The sequence below is a fragment of the Bacillus coreaensis genome, assembly GCF_050586445.1.
Lineage (GTDB): Bacteria > Bacillota > Bacilli > Bacillales > Cytobacillaceae > Robertmurraya_A > Robertmurraya_A coreaensis.
Map to the genome: position 1 here is coordinate 420,405 of NZ_JBOCCY010000001.1, position 26,110 is coordinate 446,514.

General features: G+C 37.2%; 30 protein-coding genes, 1 pseudogene and 1 riboswitch. Of the genes and pseudogenes, 24 read left to right on the forward strand and 7 right to left on the reverse strand.

Going from position 1 to position 26,110, the window contains the following annotated elements:
• Positions 1 to 46 precede the first annotated feature (46 nt).
• The 5 genes and pseudogenes from ACQ5H4_RS02205 to ACQ5H4_RS02225 all read left to right on the forward strand — a co-directional run bounded on the left by ACQ5H4_RS02205 (position 47) and on the right by ACQ5H4_RS02225 (position 4,652).
• Positions 47 to 1,135, forward strand: a complete 1,089-nt coding sequence (locus ACQ5H4_RS02205) for a nitric oxide synthase oxygenase (protein WP_430773347.1) — start codon at positions 47 to 49, stop codon at positions 1,133 to 1,135.
• A 100-nt stretch (positions 1,136 to 1,235) separates the two neighbouring features.
• A pseudogene (locus ACQ5H4_RS02210) lies at positions 1,236 to 1,988 on the forward strand (CHASE3 domain-containing protein); the annotation flags it as partial.
• Positions 1,989 to 2,129: 141 nt separating this feature from the next.
• Complete coding sequence (locus ACQ5H4_RS02215) at positions 2,130 to 2,927, forward strand: methyl-accepting chemotaxis protein (RefSeq protein WP_430773545.1); 798 nt, start codon at positions 2,130 to 2,132, stop codon at positions 2,925 to 2,927.
• Positions 2,928 to 3,017: 90 nt separating this feature from the next.
• Positions 3,018 to 3,116: riboswitch (TPP riboswitch) on the forward strand.
• A gap of 65 nt (positions 3,117 to 3,181) precedes the next feature.
• On the forward strand, positions 3,182 to 3,778 hold the full coding sequence (thiT, locus tag ACQ5H4_RS02220; protein WP_430773348.1) for an energy-coupled thiamine transporter ThiT: 597 nt from the start codon (positions 3,182 to 3,184) through the stop codon (positions 3,776 to 3,778).
• 97 nt (positions 3,779 to 3,875) lie between these two features.
• Positions 3,876 to 4,652 carry a divergent polysaccharide deacetylase family protein gene (locus ACQ5H4_RS02225; RefSeq protein WP_430773349.1) on the forward strand — a complete coding sequence of 259 codons (777 nt, stop codon included), beginning with the start codon at positions 3,876 to 3,878 and terminating at the stop codon, positions 4,650 to 4,652.
• 45 nt (positions 4,653 to 4,697) lie between these two features.
• Here ACQ5H4_RS02225 and ACQ5H4_RS02230 read toward each other — a convergent pair whose 3' ends face one another.
• The 3 genes from ACQ5H4_RS02230 to ACQ5H4_RS02240 all read right to left on the reverse strand — a co-directional run bounded on the left by ACQ5H4_RS02230 (position 4,698) and on the right by ACQ5H4_RS02240 (position 8,566).
• Positions 4,698 to 5,588: a VanW family protein gene (locus ACQ5H4_RS02230; protein WP_430773350.1), complete on the reverse strand. Its 891-nt coding sequence runs from the start codon at positions 5,586 to 5,588 to the stop codon at positions 4,698 to 4,700.
• A gap of 97 nt (positions 5,589 to 5,685) precedes the next feature.
• Positions 5,686 to 7,107, reverse strand: coding sequence for an alanine/glycine:cation symporter family protein (locus ACQ5H4_RS02235; protein WP_430773351.1), 1,422 nt, complete (start codon positions 7,105 to 7,107; stop codon positions 5,686 to 5,688).
• A gap of 133 nt (positions 7,108 to 7,240) precedes the next feature.
• On the reverse strand, positions 7,241 to 8,566 hold the full coding sequence (locus ACQ5H4_RS02240) for a hemolysin family protein (protein WP_430773352.1): 1,326 nt from the start codon (positions 8,564 to 8,566) through the stop codon (positions 7,241 to 7,243).
• A 240-nt stretch (positions 8,567 to 8,806) separates the two neighbouring features.
• Here ACQ5H4_RS02240 and ACQ5H4_RS02245 point away from each other — a divergent pair, with 240 nt between their 5' ends.
• The 17 genes from ACQ5H4_RS02245 to ACQ5H4_RS02325 all read left to right on the forward strand — a co-directional run bounded on the left by ACQ5H4_RS02245 (position 8,807) and on the right by ACQ5H4_RS02325 (position 21,768).
• Complete coding sequence (locus tag ACQ5H4_RS02245; RefSeq protein WP_430773354.1) at positions 8,807 to 9,589, forward strand: N-acetylmuramoyl-L-alanine amidase; 783 nt, start codon at positions 8,807 to 8,809, stop codon at positions 9,587 to 9,589.
• 144 nt (positions 9,590 to 9,733) lie between these two features.
• Positions 9,734 to 10,093, forward strand: coding sequence for an aminoacyl-tRNA hydrolase (locus ACQ5H4_RS02250; protein WP_430773355.1), 360 nt, complete (start codon positions 9,734 to 9,736; stop codon positions 10,091 to 10,093).
• Between the two features lie 214 nt (positions 10,094 to 10,307).
• A complete protein-coding gene (locus ACQ5H4_RS02255; RefSeq protein WP_430773356.1) occupies positions 10,308 to 10,598 on the forward strand; it encodes a hypothetical protein in 291 nt (96 codons plus the stop codon).
• A gap of 17 nt (positions 10,599 to 10,615) precedes the next feature.
• A complete protein-coding gene (locus tag ACQ5H4_RS02260) occupies positions 10,616 to 11,134 on the forward strand; it encodes an HD domain-containing protein (protein ID WP_430773357.1) in 519 nt (172 codons plus the stop codon).
• 257 nt (positions 11,135 to 11,391) lie between these two features.
• Entirely contained in the window at positions 11,392 to 12,471 is a 1,080-nt protein-coding gene (locus ACQ5H4_RS02265) for a hypothetical protein (RefSeq protein ID WP_430773359.1), read from the forward strand.
• Positions 12,458 to 14,626 carry a molybdopterin oxidoreductase family protein gene (locus tag ACQ5H4_RS02270; protein ID WP_430773361.1) on the forward strand — a complete coding sequence of 723 codons (2,169 nt, stop codon included), beginning with the start codon at positions 12,458 to 12,460 and terminating at the stop codon, positions 14,624 to 14,626. Before ACQ5H4_RS02265 ends, ACQ5H4_RS02270 begins: the two co-directional genes overlap by 14 nt.
• Positions 14,627 to 15,187 carry a 4Fe-4S dicluster domain-containing protein gene (locus tag ACQ5H4_RS02275; RefSeq protein WP_066048124.1) on the forward strand — a complete coding sequence of 187 codons (561 nt, stop codon included), beginning with the start codon at positions 14,627 to 14,629 and terminating at the stop codon, positions 15,185 to 15,187.
• A gap of 11 nt (positions 15,188 to 15,198) precedes the next feature.
• Positions 15,199 to 15,723 carry a QcrA and Rieske domain-containing protein gene (locus ACQ5H4_RS02280; protein WP_251519380.1) on the forward strand — a complete coding sequence of 175 codons (525 nt, stop codon included), beginning with the start codon at positions 15,199 to 15,201 and terminating at the stop codon, positions 15,721 to 15,723.
• A gap of 181 nt (positions 15,724 to 15,904) precedes the next feature.
• Entirely contained in the window at positions 15,905 to 16,219 is a 315-nt protein-coding gene (locus tag ACQ5H4_RS02285; protein ID WP_430773363.1) for a hypothetical protein, read from the forward strand.
• Positions 16,206 to 16,481: a hypothetical protein gene (locus tag ACQ5H4_RS02290; protein WP_430773364.1), complete on the forward strand. Its 276-nt coding sequence runs from the start codon at positions 16,206 to 16,208 to the stop codon at positions 16,479 to 16,481. Before ACQ5H4_RS02285 ends, ACQ5H4_RS02290 begins: the two co-directional genes overlap by 14 nt.
• A gap of 5 nt (positions 16,482 to 16,486) precedes the next feature.
• Positions 16,487 to 17,791 (forward strand): NarK family nitrate/nitrite MFS transporter, encoded by a 1,305-nt coding sequence (locus tag ACQ5H4_RS02295; RefSeq protein WP_430773365.1) that lies wholly within the window; start codon positions 16,487 to 16,489, stop codon positions 17,789 to 17,791.
• 85 nt (positions 17,792 to 17,876) lie between these two features.
• Positions 17,877 to 18,524 carry a sensor histidine kinase gene (locus tag ACQ5H4_RS02300; protein ID WP_430773367.1) on the forward strand — a complete coding sequence of 216 codons (648 nt, stop codon included), beginning with the start codon at positions 17,877 to 17,879 and terminating at the stop codon, positions 18,522 to 18,524.
• Between the two features lie 52 nt (positions 18,525 to 18,576).
• Complete coding sequence (locus ACQ5H4_RS02305) at positions 18,577 to 19,230, forward strand: response regulator (protein WP_119708697.1); 654 nt, start codon at positions 18,577 to 18,579, stop codon at positions 19,228 to 19,230.
• A 12-nt stretch (positions 19,231 to 19,242) separates the two neighbouring features.
• Positions 19,243 to 19,698, forward strand: coding sequence for a GAF domain-containing protein (locus tag ACQ5H4_RS02310; protein ID WP_430773368.1), 456 nt, complete (start codon positions 19,243 to 19,245; stop codon positions 19,696 to 19,698).
• Positions 19,699 to 19,724: 26 nt separating this feature from the next.
• Positions 19,725 to 20,792, forward strand: coding sequence for a PAS domain-containing sensor histidine kinase (locus ACQ5H4_RS02315; RefSeq protein ID WP_430773369.1), 1,068 nt, complete (start codon positions 19,725 to 19,727; stop codon positions 20,790 to 20,792).
• A 274-nt stretch (positions 20,793 to 21,066) separates the two neighbouring features.
• Positions 21,067 to 21,453 (forward strand): sporulation protein, encoded by a 387-nt coding sequence (locus tag ACQ5H4_RS02320; RefSeq protein WP_430773370.1) that lies wholly within the window; start codon positions 21,067 to 21,069, stop codon positions 21,451 to 21,453.
• Positions 21,454 to 21,477: 24 nt separating this feature from the next.
• Positions 21,478 to 21,768 (forward strand): YkvA family protein, encoded by a 291-nt coding sequence (locus tag ACQ5H4_RS02325; RefSeq protein WP_430773371.1) that lies wholly within the window; start codon positions 21,478 to 21,480, stop codon positions 21,766 to 21,768.
• A gap of 40 nt (positions 21,769 to 21,808) precedes the next feature.
• On the opposite strand, the gene corA is transcribed toward ACQ5H4_RS02325, so the two are convergent.
• Positions 21,809 to 22,756, reverse strand: coding sequence for a magnesium/cobalt transporter CorA (corA, locus tag ACQ5H4_RS02330; RefSeq protein ID WP_430773372.1), 948 nt, complete (start codon positions 22,754 to 22,756; stop codon positions 21,809 to 21,811).
• A gap of 87 nt (positions 22,757 to 22,843) precedes the next feature.
• Here corA and ACQ5H4_RS02335 point away from each other — a divergent pair, with 87 nt between their 5' ends.
• A complete protein-coding gene (locus ACQ5H4_RS02335; protein WP_430773373.1) occupies positions 22,844 to 23,116 on the forward strand; it encodes a late competence development ComFB family protein in 273 nt (90 codons plus the stop codon).
• A 127-nt stretch (positions 23,117 to 23,243) separates the two neighbouring features.
• Entirely contained in the window at positions 23,244 to 23,594 is a 351-nt protein-coding gene (locus tag ACQ5H4_RS02340) for a hypothetical protein (RefSeq protein WP_430773374.1), read from the forward strand.
• A gap of 38 nt (positions 23,595 to 23,632) precedes the next feature.
• On the opposite strand, the gene ACQ5H4_RS02345 is transcribed toward ACQ5H4_RS02340, so the two are convergent.
• The 3 genes from ACQ5H4_RS02345 to pxpB are packed head-to-tail and all read right to left on the reverse strand — an operon-like array spanning position 23,633 to position 26,043.
• The gene (locus tag ACQ5H4_RS02345; protein ID WP_430773375.1) at positions 23,633 to 24,385 is read right to left on the reverse strand and encodes a LamB/YcsF family protein; all 753 of its coding nucleotides are present in this window, start codon (positions 24,383 to 24,385) and stop codon (positions 23,633 to 23,635) included.
• A complete protein-coding gene (locus ACQ5H4_RS02350; RefSeq protein WP_430773376.1) occupies positions 24,375 to 25,349 on the reverse strand; it encodes a 5-oxoprolinase subunit C family protein in 975 nt (324 codons plus the stop codon). Before ACQ5H4_RS02350 ends, ACQ5H4_RS02345 begins: the two co-directional genes overlap by 11 nt.
• Entirely contained in the window at positions 25,330 to 26,043 is a 714-nt protein-coding gene (gene pxpB, locus ACQ5H4_RS02355) for a 5-oxoprolinase subunit PxpB (protein ID WP_430773377.1), read from the reverse strand. Before pxpB ends, ACQ5H4_RS02350 begins: the two co-directional genes overlap by 20 nt.
• Positions 26,044 to 26,110: the final 67 nt, after the last annotated feature.

Consider the following 26,110-nt stretch of genomic DNA (forward strand, 5'->3'; position numbering starts at 1 on the left):
GTTACGATAATATTATTATGTAAACTAAAAACGTGAGGGATTAGCATTGAATGAAGATTTACTCCAAAAAGCAGAAGAGTTTATCACTCTTTGTTATATAGAACTAGAAAAAGATCATATTACTTTATTAACAAGAGTGGAAGAAGTTAAAAGTTCGATTCTTAAGACGGGAACATATGAACATACATATGAAGAACTTTCCCATGGCGCAAAGATGGCATGGAGGAATAGTAATAAATGTATTGGACGTTTGTTTTGGGAGTCTTTGGTTGTTAAAGATTGTCGTCATTTACATCACTCCGATGAGATCATCCATGCTCTTTTCGAACATATCAAATTTGCAACCAACAATGGTCATATTAGACCAACCATTTCTATTTTCAAACAAAAAACAAAGGAACACTCCATTAGAATTTGGAACCACCAGCTTGTTCGATATGCTGGATATGATACACAGCAAGGATTGATTGGAGACCCTCACTCTATTCCGTTTACAAAGGTATGTGAAGAGTTAGGGTGGAAGGGGAAGCATACAAATTTTGACCTTTTACCTCTAGTGGTTCAAGTAAATAATGAAAAACCAAATTGGAAAACTATTCCTCCGAGTCTCGTTCTTGAGGTCAATCTTTCACATCCGGAATATGAGTGGTTTGAAGACCTAAAATTAAAGTGGTATGGTGTACCGATGATCGCTGATATGCGTCTTGAAATTGGTGGGATTCAATACACAGCAGCTCCTTTTAATGGGTGGTATATGGGAACAGAAATTGGTGCTCGAAATTTATCGGATGAAGGCCGATACAATGTGTTACCTATCGTTGCTGATCATATGAAATTAGATATGTCTAGAAATAGCAGTCTTTGGAAGGACCGTGCACTACTTGAAGTGAATCGAGCGGTTCTATTTTCCTATAAAAAGGCTGGAGTAAGTATTGTTGACCATCACACCGCAGCGGCTCAGTTTAAGTTGTTTGAAGAAAGAGAGAAAGAAAAAAGTCGGAAATTAACAGGTAATTGGACTTGGTTAATTCCTCCTGTTTCTCCCGCATTAACCCATATCTTTCACCAGCAATATGATAATAGCACTCAATTGCCAAATTATTTTTATCAAATGGCTCCTTACGAAAAGAAATAGATTTTGTCTATTTCTTTTCATTTGAAATAAAACGCTTCCATATCAAAAGAACTATTGTTAATATAGGTATAAAGTACAACCTATAAATGGGGGAGCAAACATGAATATCACTGTTCGAAAAAAAATTATAGGTAGTTTTGTTATTGTTTTATTTATGTTAGTAGTTGTAGCAAGTGCTGGGATTTTTCAACTATATTCAGTAAACAATACGTATCAATCATTCTTAAGTGAAGAAGTAGGTCAAAAGCTAGAAGTGAAAAATCTCCAAGAGCAAATGATTAGAAAATCAGCAGCCGTAAGGAGCTTCCTACTCACTGGAGAGGCTGACTATCTGACAGAATACGATGAGGCAGTAAAGAGCTTTGATAACTCTATGAAAAAATTAAAAACAACAATCACTGATAAGGAGTTATTAGATACGTTAACTGCTCTTGAGGAAATGTCAACAAATGATTCGAAATTTGCTCAAGACCAAATACAAATGAAAAAAGACAACGATGAATTAGGTTATTTAATCCTAGCAAAATCAACTGCACAAACGTTAGGTATGCAGTTTAATGCAAAAGTAAATGAACTTCTATCTATTCAGGAGAAACATTTAGACCATGCAAGTAGCTTGACCACAAAAAAAATAGATGGAATTGTTACAATAATGATTGTGATCAGTGTAACTGCGATTCTTGTTGCATTAGTACTAGCGACAATTATAAGTTTACAGATTGCGAAACCAATTGTTCATGCATCTAAGGCAATTGAAAAGGTTGCGAGCGGAGACCTATCTATAGATGAGATTCAAGTGAAGAATAAAGACGAAATTGGGGCAATGATCCAGTCTGTCAACTCAATGGTTTCTGGATTAAGAGAAGTTGTTATACAAGTTAGAGATTCATCAGCTCAAGTTGCAGCTAGTAGTGAACAACTAAGTACAAGTGCGCAGGACAGTACTCAAGCAAGTGAACAAATTTCTTATATTGTTGAACAAAACTCAGAGGGTATGGATTTGCAACTGCAACATTTAACCAAAATTCACACATTAATTGAAGAGATGTCTAGCAATATAAGTTTGATTACAAAAAGTAGTGAAAAAATGCTCGTCACAGCTGATAATACGTTTCAAGTTACAGATCAAGGAGCATTATCTATAGAAAAAGTAGTTAACCAAATGAATTTGATTAATGATGGTGTTTTGAATGCCTCAGAAATCATTCGTCAGTTAGGTAGGCGTTCAAATGAAATTACTTCTATCCTAAATATGATTACAACGGTTGCAGATCAGACGAATCTGCTAGCCTTAAATGCGGCAATCGAAGCTGCAAGAGCAGGTGAACATGGCAAGGGATTTGCTGTAGTTGCAGACGAAGTAAGAAAGCTCGCAGAGGAATCAAAAAAATCAGCTGATCAAATTACAAAAATGATTTCTTATATCCAATCTGAAACGGATCTAGCTGTATCTGCAATGGAAGAACAGTCTCACAAAGTATCAGAAGGATTCGAATATAGTCAGGATGCAAAGAAAGCGTTTGCTCTAATTGGAGAGTCAATGGGAGACGTAATAGAAAAGGTATCTGACGTTTCATGTGCCATTGAGCTACTAAGTATGCATAGTACAAATGTCGTACAAGCAATTGACGAAGTAAAAGGAATCGCAGAAGAAAGCGTTGCAACAACCAGAGAAGTAGCAGCCGGAACAGAAGAAAACGTTGCTACTCTCCAGGAAGTAACCGCAAGTGCTCAAGATCTATCAGGTATGGCAGAAACCTTACAGCAGTTGGTTCGCAGATTTAAAATATAAACATGAAAAGCATCTAGTTTCAACTAGATGCTTTTCTATTTAATTTTATATGATATAATGAATACGAAATTATAAACAAACTACATACAACGAAACCACAAGGGGAGCGTTATGCTGAGAGTGAACGTTTGTTCTGACCCTTTGAACCTGTTAGATAATTCTAGCGCAGGGATGTGGAAAGACTGCATTTTTCGTGTAATCATGTCTATCTACGCTCTCCTTGAGGTTTCCAGAAAAAGGGGAGATTTTTTTATATGGGAAACAAACGATTAATTATGATGATTGAAGCATCTTTTTTTGCAGCCTTTGCATTAATTCTAGACCTTCTTCCATCGATTAAACTTTCGCCTAGTATTTCTATTTCATTTGCGATGGTACCAATTTTGATTATCGCCTTTAGATGGGGATTCGTTGCTGCAACCGCTTCTGGCTTTTTATGGGGACTATTACAAATTGCTATGGGTGATGCATATATTTTGACTCCGTTACAGGCCTTCATTGAGTATTTTCTTGCCTTTGCGTTTATTGGATTTGCAGGTTTTTTTATGAAAAAAATTCAGGTAGCACTAACAGAAAATAAAAAGAAAGCCCTTCAATGGATCATCGTTGCCACATTCGTTGGAAGTGCGGCACGTTATTTTTGGCATTTTATCGCGGGATTTTTATTCTGGGGAGAATATGCACCGGATGGGATGTCTCCATTCTTATTTTCACTAGGCGTAAACGGTGGAACAATGATTGGAGCAGCCATCTATTGTTCCGTTATTTTATTCCTTTTAGTGTCTAGTTCCCCAAGATTTCTTCTCCACAAAAGGGTTTCCTCTCCAGAGACTTTGAAAAAAATATCGTAATCCAACACTCGTCCAATGTTTTGGGCGAGTTTTTTGTATGGTTTTTCCTCAATGAGAGAAACTATACCAATAACTAACATTTCAAATGGAGGATTTTATGAAAAAAACTTCATTTATCATTTTTTTGGTCATTTTTACACTGTTCTCTCATCATGGACATGGCCAGGAAGTGAAAAAGGCAGCTATTATTATTGACGATTTTGGTGGTGGTGTGGGAGGTGTTAAGGATTTTCTAGAAGGTGATGTGCAAATCACAGCGGCTATTATGCCTTTTAATGAGCTTTCAAAAAAGCATGCAGAATGGGCATATGAAAATGGCTTAGAGATCATGGTACACTTGCCTATGCAGCCGAAAAAAGGAAAGGCATCTTGGTTAGGACCAAAGCCAATAACGAATGATTTATCAAAGGAAGAAGTAAGAAAGAGAGTCATTGATGCTATCGATAGTGTTCCTCATGCTATGGGATTAAATAATCATATGGGCTCGCTTGTCGTTGAGAATGAAGAGATTGTCAGGGTGATTGTCGAAGTGGCAAAGGAAAAGCAGCTATATATTGTAGATAGTGCAACAAGTCCAAAATCAAAATTTGAGGAAATCACTGAGGAATTAAATGTACCATTTATTAAGCGAGATGTGTTTTTAGATGATATCTGTTCTGTGAATCAGGTCAAAAAACAAATGCTTATTCTTGCAAGGATTGCGGAGAGCCGAGGTACCGCTGTTGCGATTGGACATGTTGGTACATCAGGTAAGGTATGCTCGTTAGGAGTTACTGAGTCAATGCCTCAATTTAAGCAGAAACATATTAAGGTCGTCCCTGTATCTGAGCTGTTATCTGATTCCATCCGATCTAAGTATTTTCATCTATATTAAAAGTGGCTGTCCATTGGGTAGGGTACTCCCTCTGGACAGCCTTTTTTATTGATACATGCTTGGCACTTGGTTATGTTCAACATTCACATCATCTGAAGTATACAAGAGAATGGACACGGAACCGCCTCTTACTTTGGAGCGTATCAAAATAGGATGCTTATAGTTATTCATAAAAACAAAGTCAGGTCCATACCAGCTTACTGTTGCATCGCGACCTGGAGGAACATAAGGTACACGTTTGGAGTGGGAATATCGTTTCACGATTTTTAACCCTGCTCGATCCACAGCATTAAAGAGGGTAGAAGATACTTGGCAAATACCTCCGCCGACCCCCTCAGAAAGCTCACCTCGAACAATAATGGGAGCTGGAGTATATCCACGTTCTTTAGTCCTTTGACCAACCACCTCATTGAACGAGAAGGTCTGACCTGGAAATAGGACGTAGTTATTTATTGCCTCGGATGATATTCTAATATTATTTGTTCTTGAGGTATTGTAGCTATTGAAATAAGTGACATAATATCCAATCGCTTGTTGTCGAATTCTTGACAATAGCTCACTATCTACCTCTGGATAAATCGGTTTTTTAGGAACTTTAAGCGTTTTAGCACCTTTACTATAAAAATAGGAGTGATATAGGGTATGAAATGCTCTCTTATCAAGTTGATATCCCAGCTGCTCTGGCTGTAAATTTCCATGTTCATCAAGAAAAGCATTTTTCGGCTCTATGTATACTTGTTGGGAAAGTTCAGAAGTTAAGATGTCAAGATGATGCAAGTCCATAAGAGGAGTATTGGGAAGAGGAAAAACTAGTTCTTCGCGATCTACAGTCATAATGGGTTGATCATTATCCATCAATGTAAGTACATCGTGATTGGCTGGTTGTTGAATAAGCATGAGAATAGATAAAAGTCCAGTTAATTTCAATCGTATCATCCTTCCACTTAGGTACCATGAGTATTATTCCAAGTTCACGATTTACTTATGCGAGGGATAAAGAAATGAAAAAGACTGGGAATTCCCAGTCTTTTGATTAAGCTTTTTCAGTTGTTTCTTGCTTTTGTTTAGGCCAGCTCTCTACTCCTTTTAATCCAGGGATACTATCTTCAAAAAACACAGGGTCAAGACCTTGCTTACGTTGTTCAAGGTAATTATCAAGTGTTTTAAAAGCAATATTACCAAGTAAACCAATGGCAATAAGGTTTGTAAATGCCATAATGGCCATTGCTAAGTCGGCCAAATCCCAAACAATTTGTAAGCTTGCAACAGCACCGAAAATGACCATTCCAACAGCTAGAATTCGGAAAATAATTAAGGTAGCTTTACTTTTATGAACAAATTCTATATTGGCTTCCCCATAGTAGTAGTTCCCAATAATTGAAGAAAATGCAAACATAAAAATGGCAAAAGTTAAGAAGAGACTTGCCCAGCTTCCAAAATGTTCACCTAAAGATGCTTGTGTCAGTTCAATACCTTGAAGACCTGTCGTATAAGAGTCAGACAGTAAGATAATAAATGCTGTAGCTGTACACACAACAAGAGTATCGAAGAAGACACCTAGTGCTTGAACAAACCCTTGCTTTGCAGGGTGAGAAACAACTGCAGTCGCAGCAGCATTTGGTGCACTACCCATACCAGCTTCATTTGAGAATAATCCTCTTTTTACACCCATCATAATCGCAGCACCCATGCCACCACCAATTGCTTGGTCGATCCCAAATGCATTTTTTATAATAAGTGCTAAAACGGCTGGTACTTCCTGAATATTAGTAATGATAATGTACGCGGCTAAAATAATATAAAAGAATGCCATAATCGGTACAATAACAGACGAAAACTTTGCGACACGTTGTACTCCGCCAAATATAATAATGGCTGTTAAAATGGCTAATACGATGCCTACAAGTGATCCATCAAAACCAAATGAACTGTTAAAAGAAGCAGCAATAACATTACTTTGAACAGCAATGAATGTTAATCCAAAAGAAAATATGATACCAAAGGCAAATACTTTACTAAGTCCAACAGAACCGAGTTGTTTTCTCATATAATAAGCTGGGCCGCCTTTAAATCCGGCTCCATCTTTTACTTTATAGATTTGAGCTAAAGTACTTTCAACAAATGCACTTGCGCCTCCTAATATGGCAACCATCCACATCCAAAAAACAGCACCAGGACCACCAACTGCTATAGCCATTGCTACCCCAGCAATATTTCCTGTACCAATTCTTGTAGCTGCACCGATAAAAAATGCTTGTAGGGAGGTAACACCTTTTCCACCAGATACGTCTGTATTTTTATCTTTTAGTACGCGAAACATTTCCCCGATTTTTACGATCTGGACAAACCGCATTCTTATGGTGAAATAAATGCCCAAGCCTAATAACAAGCCAATTAAAATATATGACCATAAGATATTATTTGCTTGTCCAACAATTGTTTGAATCCATTCCATTGATTATCCTCCTGATGTCGAAAATTGCGTTTTTTTGCACATTAGTTGAATTATCTAGAAATTCATCTAATATGTCAATTTATATTTTAACTAGGACATGAAAAAATATAAAAAAGACGTTACATGAACGTCTTTACTTGGTGTTTTCTACTTCCTTTAGAATTTTTACCTGAATTTTAGAAACTCTAAGTTCATCCAATTGGGTTGCAGTAAACAGTACACCATTAAATGAAATAGATGGCTGCTCATTTTGCTCAGGAAATCTTCCTAGTTCCCCAATGAAAAACCCACTCAATGTTTCATATTGGTCTAAAGGTAGATCAAGTTTTAACACTTCTTCCACATCGTCTAAACTAGTGGTTCCTAAGATGTTATATTCATCATCATTTACTTTAACTATTTCAATTTCTTCTTCTTCATGCTCATCATATTCATCAAAAATATTACCCACAATTTCCTCAAGTAGGTCTTCAATGGTGACAATTCCATCAGTTCCACCGTATTCATCTAATACAATGGCCATATGCGTTTTATTCTTCTGAAGCTCTTTAAACACATCATCCGTGCGCATAGATCCAATCACGTAAAATGGGGGACGAATCATTTTTTTTATTTCAAAAGGACGATTATCTTCATGCTCCATAAATTCAATTAAATCTTTCACATGAAAAATACCAATAATCGTATCCATATCTTCTTCGTAAACAGGGAATCTCGTATACTTTTCTTCATTAACAATGCGTACAACATCCCTTATTGATGCATCATCAGGGATACCGGCAATATTTGTACGATGAGTCATAATATCAGTAACATACGTATTATCAAAGGCGAAAATATTGTTTATCATAACGCTTTCCGCCTCTTGGATGGTCCCTCTTTCCTTGCCGATATCAAGCATTAGTTTGATTTCTTCTTCTGTTGCATCCTCATCCTCCGCATGTGGATCTACACCAAAAAGACGAACAATAATGTTTGTTGATCCTGTAAGCAATTTCACAAATGGTGCAGAAATTTTTGACAATGTGGTAAGCGGAATTACTGCTATCATTGAAATAGCTTCTGCTTTTTTCATTGCCAAACGTTTTGGGACTAATTCTCCAAATACGAGAGTAAAGTAGGACAAAATGATAGTAATAACAAAAACAGAAACAGTACCAAGCATTCTTTCTGATAAGGGTACCCCTAAAGTAAGTAGCAGTTGAGTGAAGTCACTAGCAAAGTTCTCTGCAGCAAAGGCACTCGCTAGGAACCCAGCTAAAGTGATGCCAATTTGTATGGTTGCCAAAAATCGACTCGGTTCACTTAATAGCTGGTGGAGCATCTTTGCCTTCTTGTGTCCTTCATCAGCCATGACTTTAATTTTATTATCATTTAGGGAAATAAGTGCAATTTCTGACGCTGCAAAAAAGGCATTTAGTAAAATTAATACAACTAATATAACGAGTTCAATGGTCAAAACAAAATCATCCTTTTAAGATATTTTCTACTTCTATGTATAAAGTATTCTTCTTTCGCATGTATAAAATACTGCTCTATTCTAATATATGAAATGAAAAAATAACTGTAAAGGAAAATACTTTTAATAATAACGAATATCAGATTTATTTCGGTGAGTAAATTTCAGAATTAATAGGTGAAAACATTGTCTTATTTTGCTGTTCTTTCATATATAAGTAGTAAGGAGGTGAGAAATAATATGGTGAAAATATTTTTGGATCCTGGTCATGGGGGATCAGATCCAGGTGCAACTGGTAATGGACTTCAAGAAAAAAATATAACGCTCAGTTTAGCTTCTACCATTCGTAATTTTCTTATTAATGAATACGAAAATGTTGAAGTTCAGATGAGTCGAACGGGGGACCAAACCGTGAGTTTAACTTCCCGAACAAATGCAGCTAACAGCTGGGGAGCTGACTTCTACCTTTCGATTCACGTAAATGCAGGTGGGGGGACTGGATTTGAGAGTTATATTTACCCAAATGTGGGAGCGCCTACAACTACGTACCGACAAGATATACATGAGGAAGTTCTTAAAGTAGTAAACTTCTCTAATAGAGGACAAAAGCAAGATGATTTTCATGTGCTTAGGGAAACCATTATGGATGCGGTCCTAACAGAGAATGGATTTATTGATAACACTTCTGATGCTGAGAAGTTAAGAAGTGCAGCTTTTATCTCTAGCTTGGCAAGGGGGCATACGAATGGGTTGGCTAGGGCGTTAAATTTAAGAAGAAAAACGACAAATATTCCATCGCCTGGACAAGAAGTTTATCGTGTCCAAATAGGAGCATTCAGAACAAAAGAAAATGCTGATGGGCTAGCCAAAAGAGCCGTTTCGAATGGATTCGAGACCTATGTGTACCAAGAGGATGGGTTATTCAAAGTACAAATAGGAGCTTTTGCAGATAGAAGTAGAGCTGAAGAGTTAGCAAACAGGGCAGAAAGAGAAGGCTTTGATGCTTTTGGTCATCAAGGATAAAACGGTAGCACTTCTAAAAGGAGTGCTTTTCTTTTTATGGACAAGTTTGATGGTCCAGAAACAATGGTTTTCGCATAGAATGTATTTTTTATGAGTATACATAGAAGAAAAAGTTGAATTTGTTGCTGTAAGGGAGGGGAATCGGTGAATAATGAGGTCGTGCAATACTACGTTGTGAACGAGGAATTAAAGCTGTCTCCGAGGAAACTTGCCTCACAGATTGCTCATGCTGCTACTATATCCACCATAAATATGGTCAGCTCTAAGCAAGCTAGGTTTCCTGATTACTTTGAATACTATGTAGAATGGTACCAATCAGGTATGAAAAAAATGATATTAAGAGGTAGTGAAAACGAGCTTGAAACGTTGGTGGAAAGTGGTTTTTATGCGGTTCATGAAAAAGGAGTCCCTGAAGTGCTGGATGGAAAATTATCGGTTGTTGCCTTACCACCAATGCCTAGACTATTAAGTAAAAGATTCGTTAGCCAGTTTAAACGGTATTAATATAAAAGTACGGACTTCTAAAAAAACTGCTCGCTTGCTAAAGAGGCCTGCAGTTTTTTCATTTAATTGAGAAAAATTTGAAAAGATATTTCTCAATAAGAAGGATTACAGCAAAGTTTGTGGAATAATATACGGAATATTAAGACAATATGAAATAACTCCATCTCTTTCTGTATATATTTAATAGTAAGAATAGAATAAGGAGGAGAAAAATATGGGAAAGATACTCAATACATGGTCATTTTTCATGGTTTTACTATCTGCTGGCCTCGTATTTGTTCTCTCTACTAATATACTTACTTCTTACTTTATCCAGTGGGTTGGAGTTCATCCGTTAAAAATGATTTATTATTTTACAATGATTGTATTTTTCGTTGGTATCATTGGTTTTTCAGGTGTTACCAATTGGAAAGGAGCGATAAGAAGTGTTATTACCGTAGGCCTAGCTGCATTTATTATCGTTTTTTTGGCCTATATCATTTATGTTGGCAATTTACCTGAGTAAAAAGGAGGGGACAACAATTGCGTGACGTTGAATTAAAGGCGATTTTTGACCATCACATTGCACAAAAATATTTGACTAGATCAGGCATTTCCCATGCGATTGCTGTCGCTTATCATTCCTTTCACTTAGCAAAGAAACACTCAGTACCTGTTGATTTAGCAGCAAAAGCAGGGTTGCTGCATGATATTGGACACTTCACCTGGTATAAAAATGGGAAGTGGGATTATGAAATGTATAAAAAATATGATATCCATCCTATAAAAGGGGCGGAGCGCGCTCATAAATTATTAATTCGCCTTGGTGAAAATCCCGCGTCAGCAAAGGTCATTTCTCATGCCATCTTATTTCATACCGATTCGTTTTTACCAACCAATACAATCATTAGAACTCCCTTACAAGAAATCGTAAAAAAGGCGGATGAAATGGATGAGGAAGAAGGGGGATTGCATCATTATCGAACCATTTCAAATGAAAGGGCAAGAAAAAGTTTAGAAAGATTAGATCACATGATTGATATCGAGTTGAATGGGGGATAAAACACTTTTCTACTACAGAAAAGTGTTTTTTTTGCCTATAAACCGATTATGACATGAACTGTTACAAAATCGCCACAAATCAAAAAACGTTGATATATCAACGTTTGTAAGGTGCGGACTTCCATGTGAATGCCGAAAAATAGCCCTCTAAGGGAATTTTCAGAGGTTGGTAGGGAAATCCCCCGATACGTTGAAATGAGATCAAGACATAAAATGAGGATAACTTAAATGTTGATTTTTCAAGGAGGAGCTAAAAAATGCAAGGAGAACTAACAGCAAATAAAAAAGCAACACATTCAATCGATCGTGCGTTTGCTTCTAAGTTTGCCAAATCTATGTTTATAAGTGTGTGCGGACTAGCAATTTTATCATTTATCGGAACGAGAATGTTTACTCATATCGATTTAAATTTATACGGATACATGGTTGGGACAATTGTTTTTTTAGGAGGATTCTTTTATCGATTTATCGCATGGGGAGAACGTCCACCTACAAAAATCTTTATTAAAAAGGGATTAAAACTTTTGTTTCGAAAGTCCACCCCTAAAACGACTACAGAACACTTAGTCACCTACCGTTTTATTTGGAATCGTGGGATCTATCGTTGGACTCAACATATTTTAATGGGTTGGGGTTGTGTAATCGCAGCGTTCGTTACTTTCCCACTAGTGTTTGGTTGGATGTATTTTACGATGGAAGAGAACGGATATTATACGGTCGTTGGAATGGGAATTGACATCATGACTATAAAAGCAGATGGTGCATTAGGCTACCTTTTCTATAACGCTTTAAACATATCTGCAGTCATGGTAATCACTGGTGTTTGCATGATAATTTACAGACGCTTGAAGAACATGCAAGCACGTGCAGAACAAACGATTGTTTACGACTTTTTGCCATTATATTTACTTCTTTTTGTTAGTTTCACTGGGATTGCATTAACCTTTATCAATATGTTCTTACACGGCTGGGGTCACTCGGTCATGTCGTTAATTCATCAATATTCCGTGATTGTTACTTTAATATATTTACCATTTGGAAAATTAGCACATATTCCTTTCCGTCCTGTCAGTATTTTTGCTAGGAACTACCGTGAGCATTATGCTGAGCAGTCAATGAAGCATTGCAAGGTTTGTGGTGAGGAATTTGTATCTACTGAACAATCAAATGATGTCGTCCATGTACTAGGCGTGAACCATATGGAATTTAAAAAGGAAGATTTCCATCTTGCGGAATTATGTCTTCCATGTCGGAGAAAGTACCGTATCGCTCAGTTCTCTGGCTTCCCTACACATGAAGTGAAAGTTAAGGAGGCAAACCAGAATGCAAAGGGATAAATTTTTTAAAGATGTAAAGAACTTACATCATCCTAACGAGAAATTAGTAAAAACTCATTGTAGTTATTGTGGAATGCAATGTGGAATGAATTTACGAGTGGATACAAAAACAAACAAAATAATAGGCGTAGAGCCTCGTTATGAATGGCCCGTAACAGTTGGGAAAATGTGTCCGAAAGGTGTGACAGCATACCAGCAAACAAATCATGATGATCGTATTCTAAGACCGTTGATCCGTGATAATCAAGCATTAAAAGGAACCAAAGAAGGTTTCCGAGAGGCGAGTTGGGAAGAAGCCTACACTTTAATCGTAAAGAAATTCCAAGAATTACAGAAGGATTATGGAAAAGATAGTCTTTCAGTTTTTAGCGGAGTTTCAATGACAAATGAGAAATGCTATTTAACTGGAAAGTTTGCTCGTGTCGCACTAGGCACAAGATATATTGATTATAATGGCCGCTTCTGTATGTCGAGTGCAGCTGGAGGATTTATGAGATCACTAGGTGTCGATAGAGGATCAACGATTCCTTGGACAGATATACATGAAACAGATTGCTTGCTTATAGCTGGAAGTAATACAGCTGAATGTCATCCAACCTCTATGTTCCGCATTTGGAATGTACAAGAAAGAGGAGGATACATCATTGTAGTCGACCCACGTGAAACACCAATTGCAAGAAGAGCAGATCTTCATTTGGATCTTCGTCCAGGTACAGACCTTGCCCTTGCAAATGGAATTCTCCATCAATTAATCGAAATGGGCCATATTGATGAACATTTTGTGAACAATCACACAAATGGATTTGAAGAGACAAAGGAATTAGTGAAACAATTTACTCCAGAATATACAAGTGAACTTACAGGTGTTGCTCCAGAGAAGATTATTAGAGCAGCTGAGATATATGGAAAAGCTCCAAATGCTGTAGTTATGTTTGCTCGTGGAATTGAGCAGCAACATAAGGGTGTTGACAATGTTTCCGCGTATACCAATCTAGCTCTCGTAACGGGCAAGATTGGTCGCCCTAAATCAGGAGTAGCCACTTTTACTGGTCAAGGCAATGGGCAAGGAGGACGGGAGCACGGGCAAAAGGCGGACGCGCTACCTGGTTATCGTAAAATTGCCAATCCAGAACATGTTCGGGAAGTAAGTAAAGTATGGGGAATCAAGCCAGAAGAGATGCCACAAGCAGGTGTGTCAGCTTACGAGATGTTTGAGCTAATGACAGACAAAACGATTAGAGGTCTTTACTTACTATGCTCAAACCCAGCAGTTAGTGCTCCTAATCTTAACTATGTACGAAACGCTTTGAAAAATCTCGATTTTATGGTTGTTGCAGATTTTTATCTTTCTGAATCAGCCGAATTTGCCGATGTTATTCTTCCAACAACCACTTGGTCTGAGGATGAGGGAACGGTCACCAATATCGAAGGTCGTATCATTAAAATTAATAAAGCACAAGAGCCTGTTGGCGAATCTAAACCAGACTGGGAAATTCAAGTTGATCTTGCTGAAAGACTTGGAAGAGGGCAATACTTCAGACATTTAAAAACAGCAAAAGATGTGGGAGACGAATTCCGCTTAGCCTCTAAAGGTGGTTACGCAGACTATTATGGAGCCACGTGGGATAAGATCGAGAAGCAAGATGGAGTATTTTGGCCTTGTAAAGATGAAGCTGATAAAGGAACACCACATATGTTCTTAGACAAAAAGTTTTATCATCCAGATGGAAAAGCCAAAATTTGTGCACTTCCATACCGACCACCAGCCGAAGAGCCATGTGAAGAATATCCATTACGTTTAACAACCGGGCGTGTGGTGTACCATTACCTATCCGGAAATCAAACGAGACGAATTCAATTTTTACGTGATATGTGTCCAGAGCCTTATGTTGAGGTGCATCCGGATACCGCATCTAAATATGATATTCAGCATGAAGAGGTGGTTCGACTGTTCACTCGTCGTGGAACAGCTGATTATAAAGTGAAAATAACCGAAGCGATTCGCAAAGATACGGTGTTCGTACCATATCACTTTGGTCACGATCAATCTATTAATCTCCTAACCATTGCAGCACTTGACCCGATGTCAAGAATGCCAGAGTTTAAGGCATGTGCCGCACAAATTGAAAAACTAGAAATAAAGAAGGTGCAATAAATGAAGAAGAGGCTCTATCTAGAATTAGAAAACTGTATCGGCTGCCGTTCTTGTCTGGCTGCGTGTACGCAGTGCGGAGGACATGAAGAGAAAAACAGAAACTATGTATATGATGTGAATCCTCTTGTAAACCGTCAGACGATGCCTCTCATGTGCCTTCACTGTGTAAATCCGGCATGTGCAAGAAGCTGTCCTGCTCAGGCGATCCAAATCCATGAAACAGGAGCGGTATTGTCTGCATTGGTAGAAAAATGTATTGGCTGTCAAAACTGTACGATCGCTTGTCCATATGGAATTCCAAAATTTGATACGGAACAAAATCTTATGTACAAATGCGATTTGTGTATTGACCGGACTAAGGATGGAATACCTCCTATGTGTGCAAGTGTATGTCCATCAAATACGTTACAGTGGCTAACGGATGATGAGATCGAAGCAAAGCAAAAGCAATTCAATTTAGATAATGGTAAATGGGTAACAAGTATGCCATATCTTGAAGGCGAAACAAATGTACGAGTGAATCTCCCTGGTATTTTACAGGGAGTAACCAAGTTATTTTAGGAGGGATTATCATGACACATAAAAATAATAAAATCCCCTTTAATGAAGATAATTATACCCATAATATCAATCGGAACAATGAAAGAAAGCTAGACCGTCGAGGATTTATGAAGACATTAGTAGGGGCAGCTGGTGTATTTGCCGTCTCATCTCTTCCTTGGGGTGGGGTGGCAGCCAAGGAATTAATGGGGCTAGGTAACAAGGAATATCCACACAAAAAGATCGTTGATATAAAAAGTATTCCTGTTGGCCATTCAGTTGATTTTAAATTTCCAGGAGAACATGATGATGCCATTCTAATTCGTTTAACTGAAACGAAGTATGTTGCTTATCAGAATGCATGTACTCATCTTCGCTGTCCAGTATTTTGGGAAAAGGAAAAAGGGGAGATGCTTTGTCCTTGCCATCATGGGAAATTTGATGTGGAAACAGGGGCACCAACAGCCGGACCTCCTCGAAGACCATTACCTGAAATTGAAGTAATAGTAGAGAAAGACGCAGTATATGCAGTGAAGGTGAAACGTTATGAAGTGTAATTTCAACTTTGCTGCTCTGTTAGTCATTCTTATGTTAAATATTGTGTTTACGCAAAAAATGGTACACCAGTATTATTTTGAAAACTATGTAACAGCAATTATTTATTGTGTATTAAATCTAGTTTTATTCCCTATAGCATTTCTAATTTACAAACAAGACCAAAAGAAGGCGTGATTGACAATGAATTCTGAAACTTACTTAGACTTCTGTTTTGTAAGAGAACATGTTGGAGAATTCTCTAATCTCATTGATCAGTTGTTAACGGATTTGTTTAAAGGAATGCGTGTGAATTGGTATCTGGATGAAAAAGTAACTGAAGGTGCAGATATAGTTATTGCAGAGATCAAAGGTATGACTCGGTTTCAGTCAGAAGAAGAAGTTATTGAGCATATTGAGATACACGCACAAGATGACTTTTGGTCTTATCTCCAAGGTTATAAGATGTTTGTTTATCCTAATGGAAAAGGATGTGGAAGCAGCTGTGCAGGGCATTAATCTTGAGGAACTAAAAATCTATGTCAATCAAACGGTTGAGCTTTCAATCCAGGATTATTCGGGTGAAGAACAGGCAGCACCGTTTATAAGAAAATCATTAGTAAAAGTGGGATTATGTCCTGACGAAACACATGTGAGAATCTATTTTGATGACAGAAACTTCTTTGCTATACCTGGTTCATCTCAAGTAAGTGTTAGTGAAAAGGAATGGGTAGCGTTTGATGAAGCTAGTAAACTATATTATGTAATAAGAAAGGTCTGATAAACATGAGTAAAGGAAGAATCACTCATTGGAATCCGGAAGATGAACAATTTTGGAAAAAAGAAGGAAAAAAACATGCTAAGAGAAACTTATTAATCTCTGTTCCATCTTTAATGATGGCATTCGTTGTATGGCAAATTTGGTCGGTTGTGGCAGTACGCTTAAATGATGTTGGATTTAATTTTACCCCTGAACAGCTGTTTACCCTTGCGGCAATGCCAGGACTAGTGGGTGCAACGCTTAGGTTTGTGTACACATTCGCAGTTGGTAAGTTTGGAGGAAGAAACTGGACCGTTTTTTCTACCGCTATCTTAGCTATTCCAGCAGTTGGGATTGGATTTGCTGTCCAAAATCCTGACACACCATATTCTACTATGCTCATCCTTGCTGCTTTATGTGGACTTGGTGGAGGTAACTTCTCTTCTTCTTCAGCTAATATGAGTTTCTTCTTTCCTAAAAAAGAAAAAGGAACAGCACTTGGTATTAACGGTGGTCTAGGAAATATGGGTGTATCGGTTGTTCAATTCGTGACTCCTCTCATTATTGCATCTGGTACATTTGCTTTAGTTGGTGGAAGTCAAACATTGCCAACAGGTGAAAGTGTTTGGATTCAAAATGCAGCTTTCATTTGGGTCATTCCGATTGCAATTTTAACGATTGCTGCTTGGTTTGGGATGGATAATATTCCAACGGCAACTCAATCAGTGAAGGATCAGTTTATTATCGTTAAGCGTAAACATACTTGGATTATGACTGTTTTATATGTTGCTACTTTCGGTTCTTTTATTGGGTATTCAGCAGCATTTCCTTTACTACTAAAATCTCAATTCCCAGAACATGTTGGTTTAGCCTTTTTAGGAGCATTTTTAGCAGCAGCAGCAAGACCTATTGGTGGTTGGATTTCCGATAAAGTAGGTGGTGCTCTTGTCACTGCTTGGGTTCTTGTAGTTATGGCAATTGGGGCATCAGGAGTTATCTACTTTACAAATGACAAAATGTTTACAGGATTCCTTGCATCGTTCTTAGTTCTATTTATCGCGGCAGGTTTAGGTTCTGGTTCTACATTCCAGATGATTCCAGATATTTTCCCTGTAAAAGAAGCCGCTCCAGTACTAGGATTCACTGCTGCATTTGCAGCTTATGGTTCATTCTTTATACCGAAGCTTTTCGGTTGGTCAGTTAATCAGTTTGGAACACCAGTAAATGCCTTTTATTTCTTTATCGCGTTCTATGTAATTTCGGTTGTATTAAACTGGTTCTACTATCAACGCTCTACTGTAAGCACAACACCTTCGAAAAATGTAGCATAAAACAAGGCATATGCCCTATCATTTGTTTTCATACAATGATGGGGTATGTGTCTATCTATATTTATAGGTTACGGGGAGGTTCCTTATGAAAAATTCACCGACTCAAAATCAAATTAGCTCATACATTATCCAATCCCAAGAAGAAGAAATTAAACGTATCGCACTTGAGCTTCATGAAGGTGTTGGGCAAACTCTCTATAGTATGTATACAGGTCTCCAATTTATTGAACAGGCGATAAACAGTTCAAATATGAAATCATATGTGAATGAAATGAGTCAATTACTTGAAAAGACGATTCAGGAAATTCGGCTTTTGTCAGTTGAACTTCATCCTCCCACGTTAACAACACTTGGGTTAGTACCAGCAATGAAAAGCTATTTACGGATGTATACGTCGACATACGGTATATTAGTCGATCTTGATATTGAGGGACAGGAACCGAATTTAACAGAAACCCAAAAAATAACCCTTTTTCGAGTATGTCAAGAGGCGTTAGGGAATGTAGCAAAATATGCGGACACTCATTTTGTACAGCTAGATTTCTTATTTGTTGAAAACAAATTAAACATGACAATTAAGGACAATGGTAATGGTTTTATCGTGGAAAATGAAATGCAACGTTCTAGTGGTTTGGCTGCAATGAAAGAACGTATGAATTTAGTTGGGGGCCAATGCGTGATCACTTCTGAAATAGGGGTAGGGACTACAATTGATGTTCTTTTACCGCTATAATAAAAGAATATAAGGATGATGTTCCTTTTTAGAAGTCATAGGGGGGCTTACCTTGATAAAAATTATTTTATGTGATGATCATGCTGTCGTTAGAATGGGATTGAAAATGTTATTAAGTAACCATCCAGAGATGGAAGTAGTGGGGGAGGCGTCAGAAGGGAACGAAGGTATTCAGTTAGCCCAGGAGCTAAAGCCAGATGTAGTTGTAATGGACTTAAGCATGCCACATGGCAAGGATGGGTTATCAGCTACATCAGAGCTTAAAAAGTTGATGCCAAATGTCCAAATTCTTATTTTAACGATGCATGATGATGAAGAGTATTTATTTCGAGCGATTCAAGCGGGTGCATCAGGATGTATTTTGAAAAGCGCACCTCATGATGAATTGTTAGGTGCCATAAAAATGGTTGCAAAAGGTGATGCTTACCTTCACCCATCTGCTACAAAAAGGCTAATGGAAGAGTATATTGACAGTGTGAAACAAGGTAATCAAGATACTTTTAGTCTTCTATCTGATAGAGAAAGAGAAGTCTTAACTTTAATTGCAAAAGGCTATGCTAATAAAGAAATTGCTGAAAAGCTGGTCATTTCTGTTAAAACAGTTGAAACACATAAGGGAAATCTTATGGAGAAGCTTCAAATGAAAACTAGACCTGAGCTAGTTGCATTTGCACTTAAAAAAGGCTTGCTCGGCTATGGCATGTAAAGGATGTATTCAATGGTTATGGATAACTTGTACAATCAGACATACATGAAACAGGCTTGTGAACAGCTTAAAGGAACGATTGAATGTGACTTTGTCGGTCTAGCCTTTCAAGAGAGTAAAGGACCTAATATTGGCTGGAAATTTGCTTCCGGTAATAGCAATGATAAATATGAGAGAATCACCCTAAGGTATGGAAAAGGAATTGCAGGTAGAGTGATATCTACTGGTAGACCGATGGAGATTAAGTATTTTCCTCAGAATATCCTAGGGAAAGCATTAGAGTATCCCATCCTGTTAGCAGAAAAACTTCTCTATGCGTACGCTGTACCAATACTCATTAATGGCATACCTAAAGGTGTATTGCTTGTGGGGTTTAGATCGGAAACTTTCATTAGTGATGATGAAAAAAAGTTAGTTGAGAAAGCTGCAGCGGATATAAAAAAATTTCTATCGTTTGAAAAATTGTAAAAGAATCTTAGAGGGAGGCTATAGAGTTGAAGGATCAATCGAGGATCATCAACGTAAATCACCACTCACCTAATCCTCTTAACGAACTATCCGAAGAGTTACAAAAATCTGTTCAAGAATTAAAGGATTTCAAATTTGCCCTAGATGCCTCATCTATTGTAGCTATTACAGATGAAAAAGGTCGAATTACATATGTAAATGATAAGTTCTCTCAGATCTCTAAATACTCAAGAGAAGAACTGATCGGATCGGATCATCGAATTATTAACTCAAGCTTTCATCCAAAGATTTTCTTCAAAGACCTTTGGATGACCATATCATCTGGCCAAGTATGGAATGGTGAAATAAAAAATCGTGCAAAAGATGGTACATATTATTGGGTTGATACAACAATTGTTCCGTTTTTGGATTCAAATGGAAAACCGTATCAGTATTTGGCGATTCGTCATGAGGTAACAGAAAGAAAAAAAGTAGAAGAAGAGCTACAAAGTATGATGACAAAAATCATTGAGGTACAAGAAGACGAAAGAAAAAGGCTTTCAAGAAATCTACATGATGGAATCGGTCAAAACCTGTATAGTCATTTGATTTCAATAAATATTTTACAATCACAACTAAAGCATCCCTTACTTGATATGCTCCAGAAAGAAGCTACGGTACTTATTGAAGAAGTTAGAAAAATATCCCAAGAATTAAGACCGTCTGTTCTCGATGATCTTGGTCTTTTACCTGCGATCCGTTCCTATTTAACCCGTTTTTCAGAGAATTATCAGATTGATGTTCAATTTGATTGCTTTTTACAACAGCGGCTTTCATCAAACAAGGAAATTACTATTTATCGTATTCTACAGGAAGCATTAATTAATATTCAAAAATATGCAAATGCTGAGCAAGTTTCCATCATTATTCGAGAGAGCGAACAAGAGGTTCGCGTGATCATAGAAGATAATGGTCAAGGGTTTGATCTGTCAAACGTTAAAAGGGGAGTAGGGTTATTTAGTATGGAGGAACGTGCTCGTGCGGTAAAAGGGGAAGTTCATATTCATTCCTCTCCTGGTAAAGGGACAAAGATTGTTTTAGAAATTCCATTATAAAAAGATTGACAAATTTAAGGGAAACAACATAAAATTAGTATATAAATTTTATATCATCTCCTAAAGGGGAGTAGCTTTTACAGCAAAGTCGTCACTTCGGAGGAAACTCTCGGCTTTGTTGGCAACACTTATTACTTGTTGTTAGCAAGACCTTTACCATATGGTAAAGGTCTTTATTTATGGTCTTTACCTTCTGGGTAAGGACCATTTTTATTTTATTGATAATAGGATAAGGATAAGGGTAACTAAAAAATATTGAGGGGATTGGGAACATATGATTTTGAGAAAGTATATGTCATTATTAGGAATTGGATCAGCTACTATAGACTTAAAGCTAGATCATACAAAATTTCAACCAGGGGAGTGTGTCACAGGCCATTTTCATATTCAAGGAGGAACGATTGAGCAACAGTTAAGAAGAATTGAATGTGATTTAGTAATGAAAAATGAAGAGGAAGATAAAGAAGTAATTATTGAAAGTTCAACAATCTATACTACACAAATGATTGAATCACAAGAACAAAATCAATTGAATTTTCGATTTACCTTGCCAGAAAAACTTGAAAAATCGTCATCAACAATCAAGTATCGATTTAAAACTAAGATGATATTTGATGCAGGGGTTAAGAGTGAGGATCAAGATCTAATCCATATTCAGTAAAAGCTTCAGGAAGGGGAATCGAGCATGAAAAAAGCTTGGAGAAGAGTAGCATTTGTCGTTAAATTTTGGAGATTCTTACCCTTCATAAGAGAGTTTTATTTTGCACGAGACGTATCACTAAAACATAAGGCCTGGCCAATAGCACTTATTATTGGATATCTTTTATTGCCAATTGATGTGATACCAGATATATTTGCTATTTTTGGGTTTACGGATGATTTATTATTTACAACATTCATCCTACAAAGACTAATCAAAACAGCTCCTCCATGGTTAAAAGAAAAATATGATATAAATGATAAAAAAATCATCTAAAATGAAATCCCCAGCTACTACTGGGGATTTTGCTCCATTTTTATCGAAACCAACCCTTCTTTTTAAACCAAATATACATACCTCCCCCAATAATAACCATTATGAGAAGTATAAGAAAGTATCCGTATTCCCACCGGAGTTCTGGCATATGTTGAAAATTCATTCCGTAAATGCCTGCTATAAAGGTTAGTGGCATGAAAATGGTTGTAATTACTGTAAGTACCTTCATTACACGATTGGTTTGGTGGGAGTTATACGAAATATAACTATCGCGTATATCAGTAGTTATTTCACGGTTTGCATCAATCATTTCAGATAGTTTCAGCAAGTGGTCATAAATATCTGCAAAATACTCCTTTTTTCCTTGAATGGTTTCTAGTCGGTGAGAGTTTAACATTCGGTAAAGAAGGTCCCTCATAGGAATAATTGTATGGCGCAGGCTCAATAAATGGTGTCTCGTTTCAAACAATTGATCAAGCAACTTTTCCATTGATAAATGGTTTGAATTATCTTCTATGTCATTTAGTGTATCTTCGATTTCATATAAAAAGGGGAAATAATTGTCAACAATCTTATCAAGCACGTAGTAGAACACTAAATATGGATTCCAGTCTTTTATCTCACGAGAATGAATTAAACGCTCCCATACTTGATCAATCTCTGGTGATGGTAAATGGTGATAAGTGACAATAAATTGCTTTTCAACAAAAAAGTTAATTTCTTCCTTTTCAAGGCTCCCTTCACCTAAGCGATGTGTAACGTAGAAGGTGTGCTGATCATAATAGTCCAGTTTAGGACGTTGAAGTTTATTAATGCAATCTTCTATAGCGAGGGGGTGAAATTGCAAGGGATTCTCTAAAAAAATCGTTTCTTCTTCACTTGGCTGATTGAAATCAATCCAATACCAAATCCAGTCATTTGGATTAAAATGACGGAAACTAATGTCTTTTATGGTAAAATCTTTTGTAATGCCAATCATACGAATCATAGGAATCTCCTGTTAAAATAAGTATCTATAGAGTATCTGAATACATTCAATTTGGCAATTTTTATCCTAATAAGGCGGAGTGGAAAAATGAATAGTTACGTAAATGTTATGGAAGAAATAGTAATCGCCTTAGTCACCATGTGTATGGTTGGACCTGATTATCAAATATTTTGTAAATGTTCCAAATGTCGAAATGATATCATCGCACTTAGTTTAAACAGCCTTCCTAGTCACTATGTAACGACAGAAGAAGGTAGAAAAATGGTTTATGAAACACTTAACACAATAGAAAATCGAAAATGGATTAATAAAAAAATTATCTCAGCCATTCATGTTGTTGGAAAATATCCTAAACATTAAAAGTGGAGCTTGTAGTCAATTAAAAATTTAAATGTTTGTTTTTTTGACACGAAATAAACGAAGTTCTGTAACACCTTTCTGATGTTGTAAATGATACAATTAGAAAAAACATTGAGGGGTTTTGTACATGAGTGAGATGACGCAATTAGTGCGGCTTTTAAATGAAATCAATATAAATGTAAATTCAAAATTAGATTCTATTGAATCAAGACTTGCAACGCTTGAAAAAGTGAATAGCATTGAGCATCGTGTAGCTGTAAATCAAATTGATATAGGGGATATTAAGGAATTATTACAAAAGATTGAGGAACATCCCTTTGAAAAAGTGACCGTAGCAATTGAGGAAACTTTATCGAAATTGCAGGCTAGTTATCAAAAAAACTTTGATAATATATCAAAAAGATTGGATACACAATTATTGATGATCGCAAAAACGGAGGAAGAAATTCTTCTTTTGAAGGAATCACTAACAGATTAAAAGAAGCGCAGCAATAAATGGCGCTTCTTTCTTTCTTATTAGGATGGTCTTAAAATTACTCCTTTGTTTTTAAGCGTAGAAGAAATGAATTTTGCCATTTCAACGGCTTTATTCCCATCACCATGTAAGCAAATAGAGTCTGCTTGTATCGGGATTTCATTACCCGTAATAGTTGTTACCCGCTTTTCAAGAACTAGCTGAAGCACTTGCTGGATAGAAGTATTTTCGTCGCTAATGACGGCACCTTCCATATGTCTTGGAGCAAGTGTCCCATTTTCCATATAAGCTCGGTCCGCAAACACCTCATTTACGGTTTTAAGACCCAGTTTCCTTCCAGCCTCAATTAACTTACTTCCGCTTAATCCATATAAATATAAAGAAGGATTTACTCGGTAAACAGCTTCTGCAACAGCTTCAGAAAGTGCCACATCTTCAGCGCATAAATTATATAAAGCTCCATGAGGTTTTACATGTCGTAATAATCCCCCCTCTGATTTGACGAATGCTTCTAATGCACCGATTTGATATACTACATCATGATAGGCATCCTTAGGAGAGATGGTTATATTTCTCCGACCAAATCCTCTCAAATCAGCTAAACCTGGGTGCGCTCCTATAGATACCCCGTTGGCTAAGGCCATTAGTACAGCATCTCTCATTGTAATCGGGTCGCCTGCATGAAAACCGCATGCGATGTTAGCCGAAGTAATATATTTCATCATTTCTTGGTCATTTCCAAGTTTATAAACACCAAAGCTTTCGCCCAAATCACAATTCAGATCAACCTCCATATTGAATCACTCCTTTTAATCTTTCTTTAATGATTGCCTTTTGCACCCGCATAAGTTGATTCATCCTACCATATAATTTTTGAGAATCTTGTAAGGTGATTTCTTCAAAATTTACCATTTCTCCTGGTTTTTTTTGTGCTAGATAGGGGAGGTCTACGGATGAGATTTGTGCTATTTTCGGGTACCCTCCAGTTGTTTGTCTATCTGAAAGAAGGATGATAGGCTGCCCATTTGGAGGAACTTGTATAGAGCCATGTGCCACTCCTTCAGTAATAAGCTCCTGTTTTGTTTGTAAATCAAGGGGAGGTCCATTTAGTCGGATTCCCATTCGGTTTGAATCTTTATTGATTTGATAGTCTGACGAGATAAATGCTTGATGGCTACCGCTAGTAAAGAGATCGAATTGCTTTCCTTTTGTAAATCGTACTTTTCTATTTTCCATCACATGGTTATGTAATTCAGGGGAGAGTTTCCATTGTATCCGATGTAAAAGATAACTGGATGAAATCAATAATTGATCTTTTGCTTTTAATGGTCTCCCATGGTGGCCTCCAATTTGTGATCTGGTATCAGTACTTCTACTCCCGAATTGGGAAGGAGTATGGATACCTCCTCTTACAGCAAGATACGCCCGACTACCATTACGAATGGCGGAAAATGAGAGAATATCTCCATTTGAAACCTGAAGAGTTCTTCCATTGTCTATTTTAGTACCATTTAATGAAGGGGATAGATCTGCTCCACATATCGAAATGACTGCTGCACATTTGAACAATAGAGTAGGGCCAATAAGGGTCATTTCAATCGTTGCTTCGTTATCTTCATTTCCCACAAGCCAATTAGCAAGGCGATGAGAGGAAAGATCTAGCGCACCTGTAGTGCCAATCCCCAAAGCTTGATAGTGGGTACGACCTAGATCTTGAATGGTTGTGAAGAGACCAGGCTTAAGGACAGTTATACTCATGAGATTCCTCCAGTTGATAATACTGTTTAGCTGTTATCGGGTAAAAACGGATCGTATCGCCTGGTGAAAAAAGCGTGGGCTCCTTTTTTTCGGAATAATAAATCCGAATTGGTGTTTGACCGATAATTTGCCAGCCACCAGGACTATCTGTCGGGTAAATTCCTGTTTGTTCACCAGCAATACCAATTGATCCAGCTTTCACAAGGGTTCTAGGATTTTCTTTTCTAGGGGTAGCAATTGATTTAAGTAGTCCACTTAAAAAAGGAAACCCTGGTGAAAAGCCGAGAAAGCTAACGCGATAGATTTGCTTTGTATGAAAATAAATAACTTCTTCCTCGGCTAGATGGTTTACTTGCGCAACCTCTGCTAAATCCAAAGAAAAAGGGGGTTCATAGCAAACTGGGATAAGAAAACAATTTCCATGTCTATTGTCCGTTTTAAAACCTTTTCGCAGTAATTCTTGGATGATAATTTTGATGTGCTGATAAGGATAGTCCGAATTTATGTAAGAAGGCTCATAATGAAGCGTTAAGGTTGTATAAGCGGGAACTAAAGCGATCATTCCTGGTACTGGCCGTTTTGAGAGTAAATGATACGCAGAGTGAACGTATTCATTGGCCTTCTCACTTAACCCTGTTGCTTGGAATTCAACCATTAGTGCAGCATCACCTAAAGGAGTAATTGAAAAATCCATTGAATCACCTATTCTTTTTGTCATTACTTTTATTGTAGTAGAAAAATAGGGAGAAAAAAACAAAAAA

Bases quoted from the DNA above. Each gene is read 5' to 3' on its own strand.
- ACQ5H4_RS02215 (WP_430773545.1), top strand. From the start codon at position 2,130: ATGGATTTGCAACTGCAACATTTAACCAAAATTCACACATTAATTGAA.
- thiT (WP_430773348.1), top strand. From the start codon at position 3,182: ATGGGAAACAAACGATTAATTATGATGATTGAAGCATCTTTTTTTGCA.
- ACQ5H4_RS02225 (WP_430773349.1), top strand. From the start codon at position 3,876: ATGAAAAAAACTTCATTTATCATTTTTTTGGTCATTTTTACACTGTTC.
- ACQ5H4_RS02230 (WP_430773350.1), bottom strand. From the start codon at position 5,588: ATGATACGATTGAAATTAACTGGACTTTTATCTATTCTCATGCTTATT.
- ACQ5H4_RS02235 (WP_430773351.1), bottom strand. From the start codon at position 7,107: ATGGAATGGATTCAAACAATTGTTGGACAAGCAAATAATATCTTATGG.
- ACQ5H4_RS02245 (WP_430773354.1), top strand. From the start codon at position 8,807: ATGGTGAAAATATTTTTGGATCCTGGTCATGGGGGATCAGATCCAGGT.
- ACQ5H4_RS02255 (WP_430773356.1), top strand. From the start codon at position 10,308: ATGGGAAAGATACTCAATACATGGTCATTTTTCATGGTTTTACTATCT.
- ACQ5H4_RS02265 (WP_430773359.1), top strand. From the start codon at position 11,392: ATGCAAGGAGAACTAACAGCAAATAAAAAAGCAACACATTCAATCGAT.
- ACQ5H4_RS02270 (WP_430773361.1), top strand. From the start codon at position 12,458: ATGCAAAGGGATAAATTTTTTAAAGATGTAAAGAACTTACATCATCCT.
- ACQ5H4_RS02275 (WP_066048124.1), top strand. From the start codon at position 14,627: ATGAAGAAGAGGCTCTATCTAGAATTAGAAAACTGTATCGGCTGCCGT.
- ACQ5H4_RS02280 (WP_251519380.1), top strand. From the start codon at position 15,199: ATGACACATAAAAATAATAAAATCCCCTTTAATGAAGATAATTATACC.
- ACQ5H4_RS02285 (WP_430773363.1), top strand. From the start codon at position 15,905: ATGAATTCTGAAACTTACTTAGACTTCTGTTTTGTAAGAGAACATGTT.
- ACQ5H4_RS02295 (WP_430773365.1), top strand. From the start codon at position 16,487: ATGAGTAAAGGAAGAATCACTCATTGGAATCCGGAAGATGAACAATTT.
- ACQ5H4_RS02300 (WP_430773367.1), top strand. From the start codon at position 17,877: ATGAAAAATTCACCGACTCAAAATCAAATTAGCTCATACATTATCCAA.
- ACQ5H4_RS02310 (WP_430773368.1), top strand. From the start codon at position 19,243: ATGGTTATGGATAACTTGTACAATCAGACATACATGAAACAGGCTTGT.
- ACQ5H4_RS02320 (WP_430773370.1), top strand. From the start codon at position 21,067: ATGATTTTGAGAAAGTATATGTCATTATTAGGAATTGGATCAGCTACT.
- ACQ5H4_RS02325 (WP_430773371.1), top strand. From the start codon at position 21,478: ATGAAAAAAGCTTGGAGAAGAGTAGCATTTGTCGTTAAATTTTGGAGA.
- corA (WP_430773372.1), bottom strand. From the start codon at position 22,756: ATGATTCGTATGATTGGCATTACAAAAGATTTTACCATAAAAGACATT.
- ACQ5H4_RS02335 (WP_430773373.1), top strand. From the start codon at position 22,844: ATGAATAGTTACGTAAATGTTATGGAAGAAATAGTAATCGCCTTAGTC.
- ACQ5H4_RS02340 (WP_430773374.1), top strand. From the start codon at position 23,244: ATGAGTGAGATGACGCAATTAGTGCGGCTTTTAAATGAAATCAATATA.
- ACQ5H4_RS02345 (WP_430773375.1), bottom strand. From the start codon at position 24,385: ATGGAGGTTGATCTGAATTGTGATTTGGGCGAAAGCTTTGGTGTTTAT.
- ACQ5H4_RS02350 (WP_430773376.1), bottom strand. From the start codon at position 25,349: ATGAGTATAACTGTCCTTAAGCCTGGTCTCTTCACAACCATTCAAGAT.
- pxpB (WP_430773377.1), bottom strand. From the start codon at position 26,043: ATGGATTTTTCAATTACTCCTTTAGGTGATGCTGCACTAATGGTTGAA.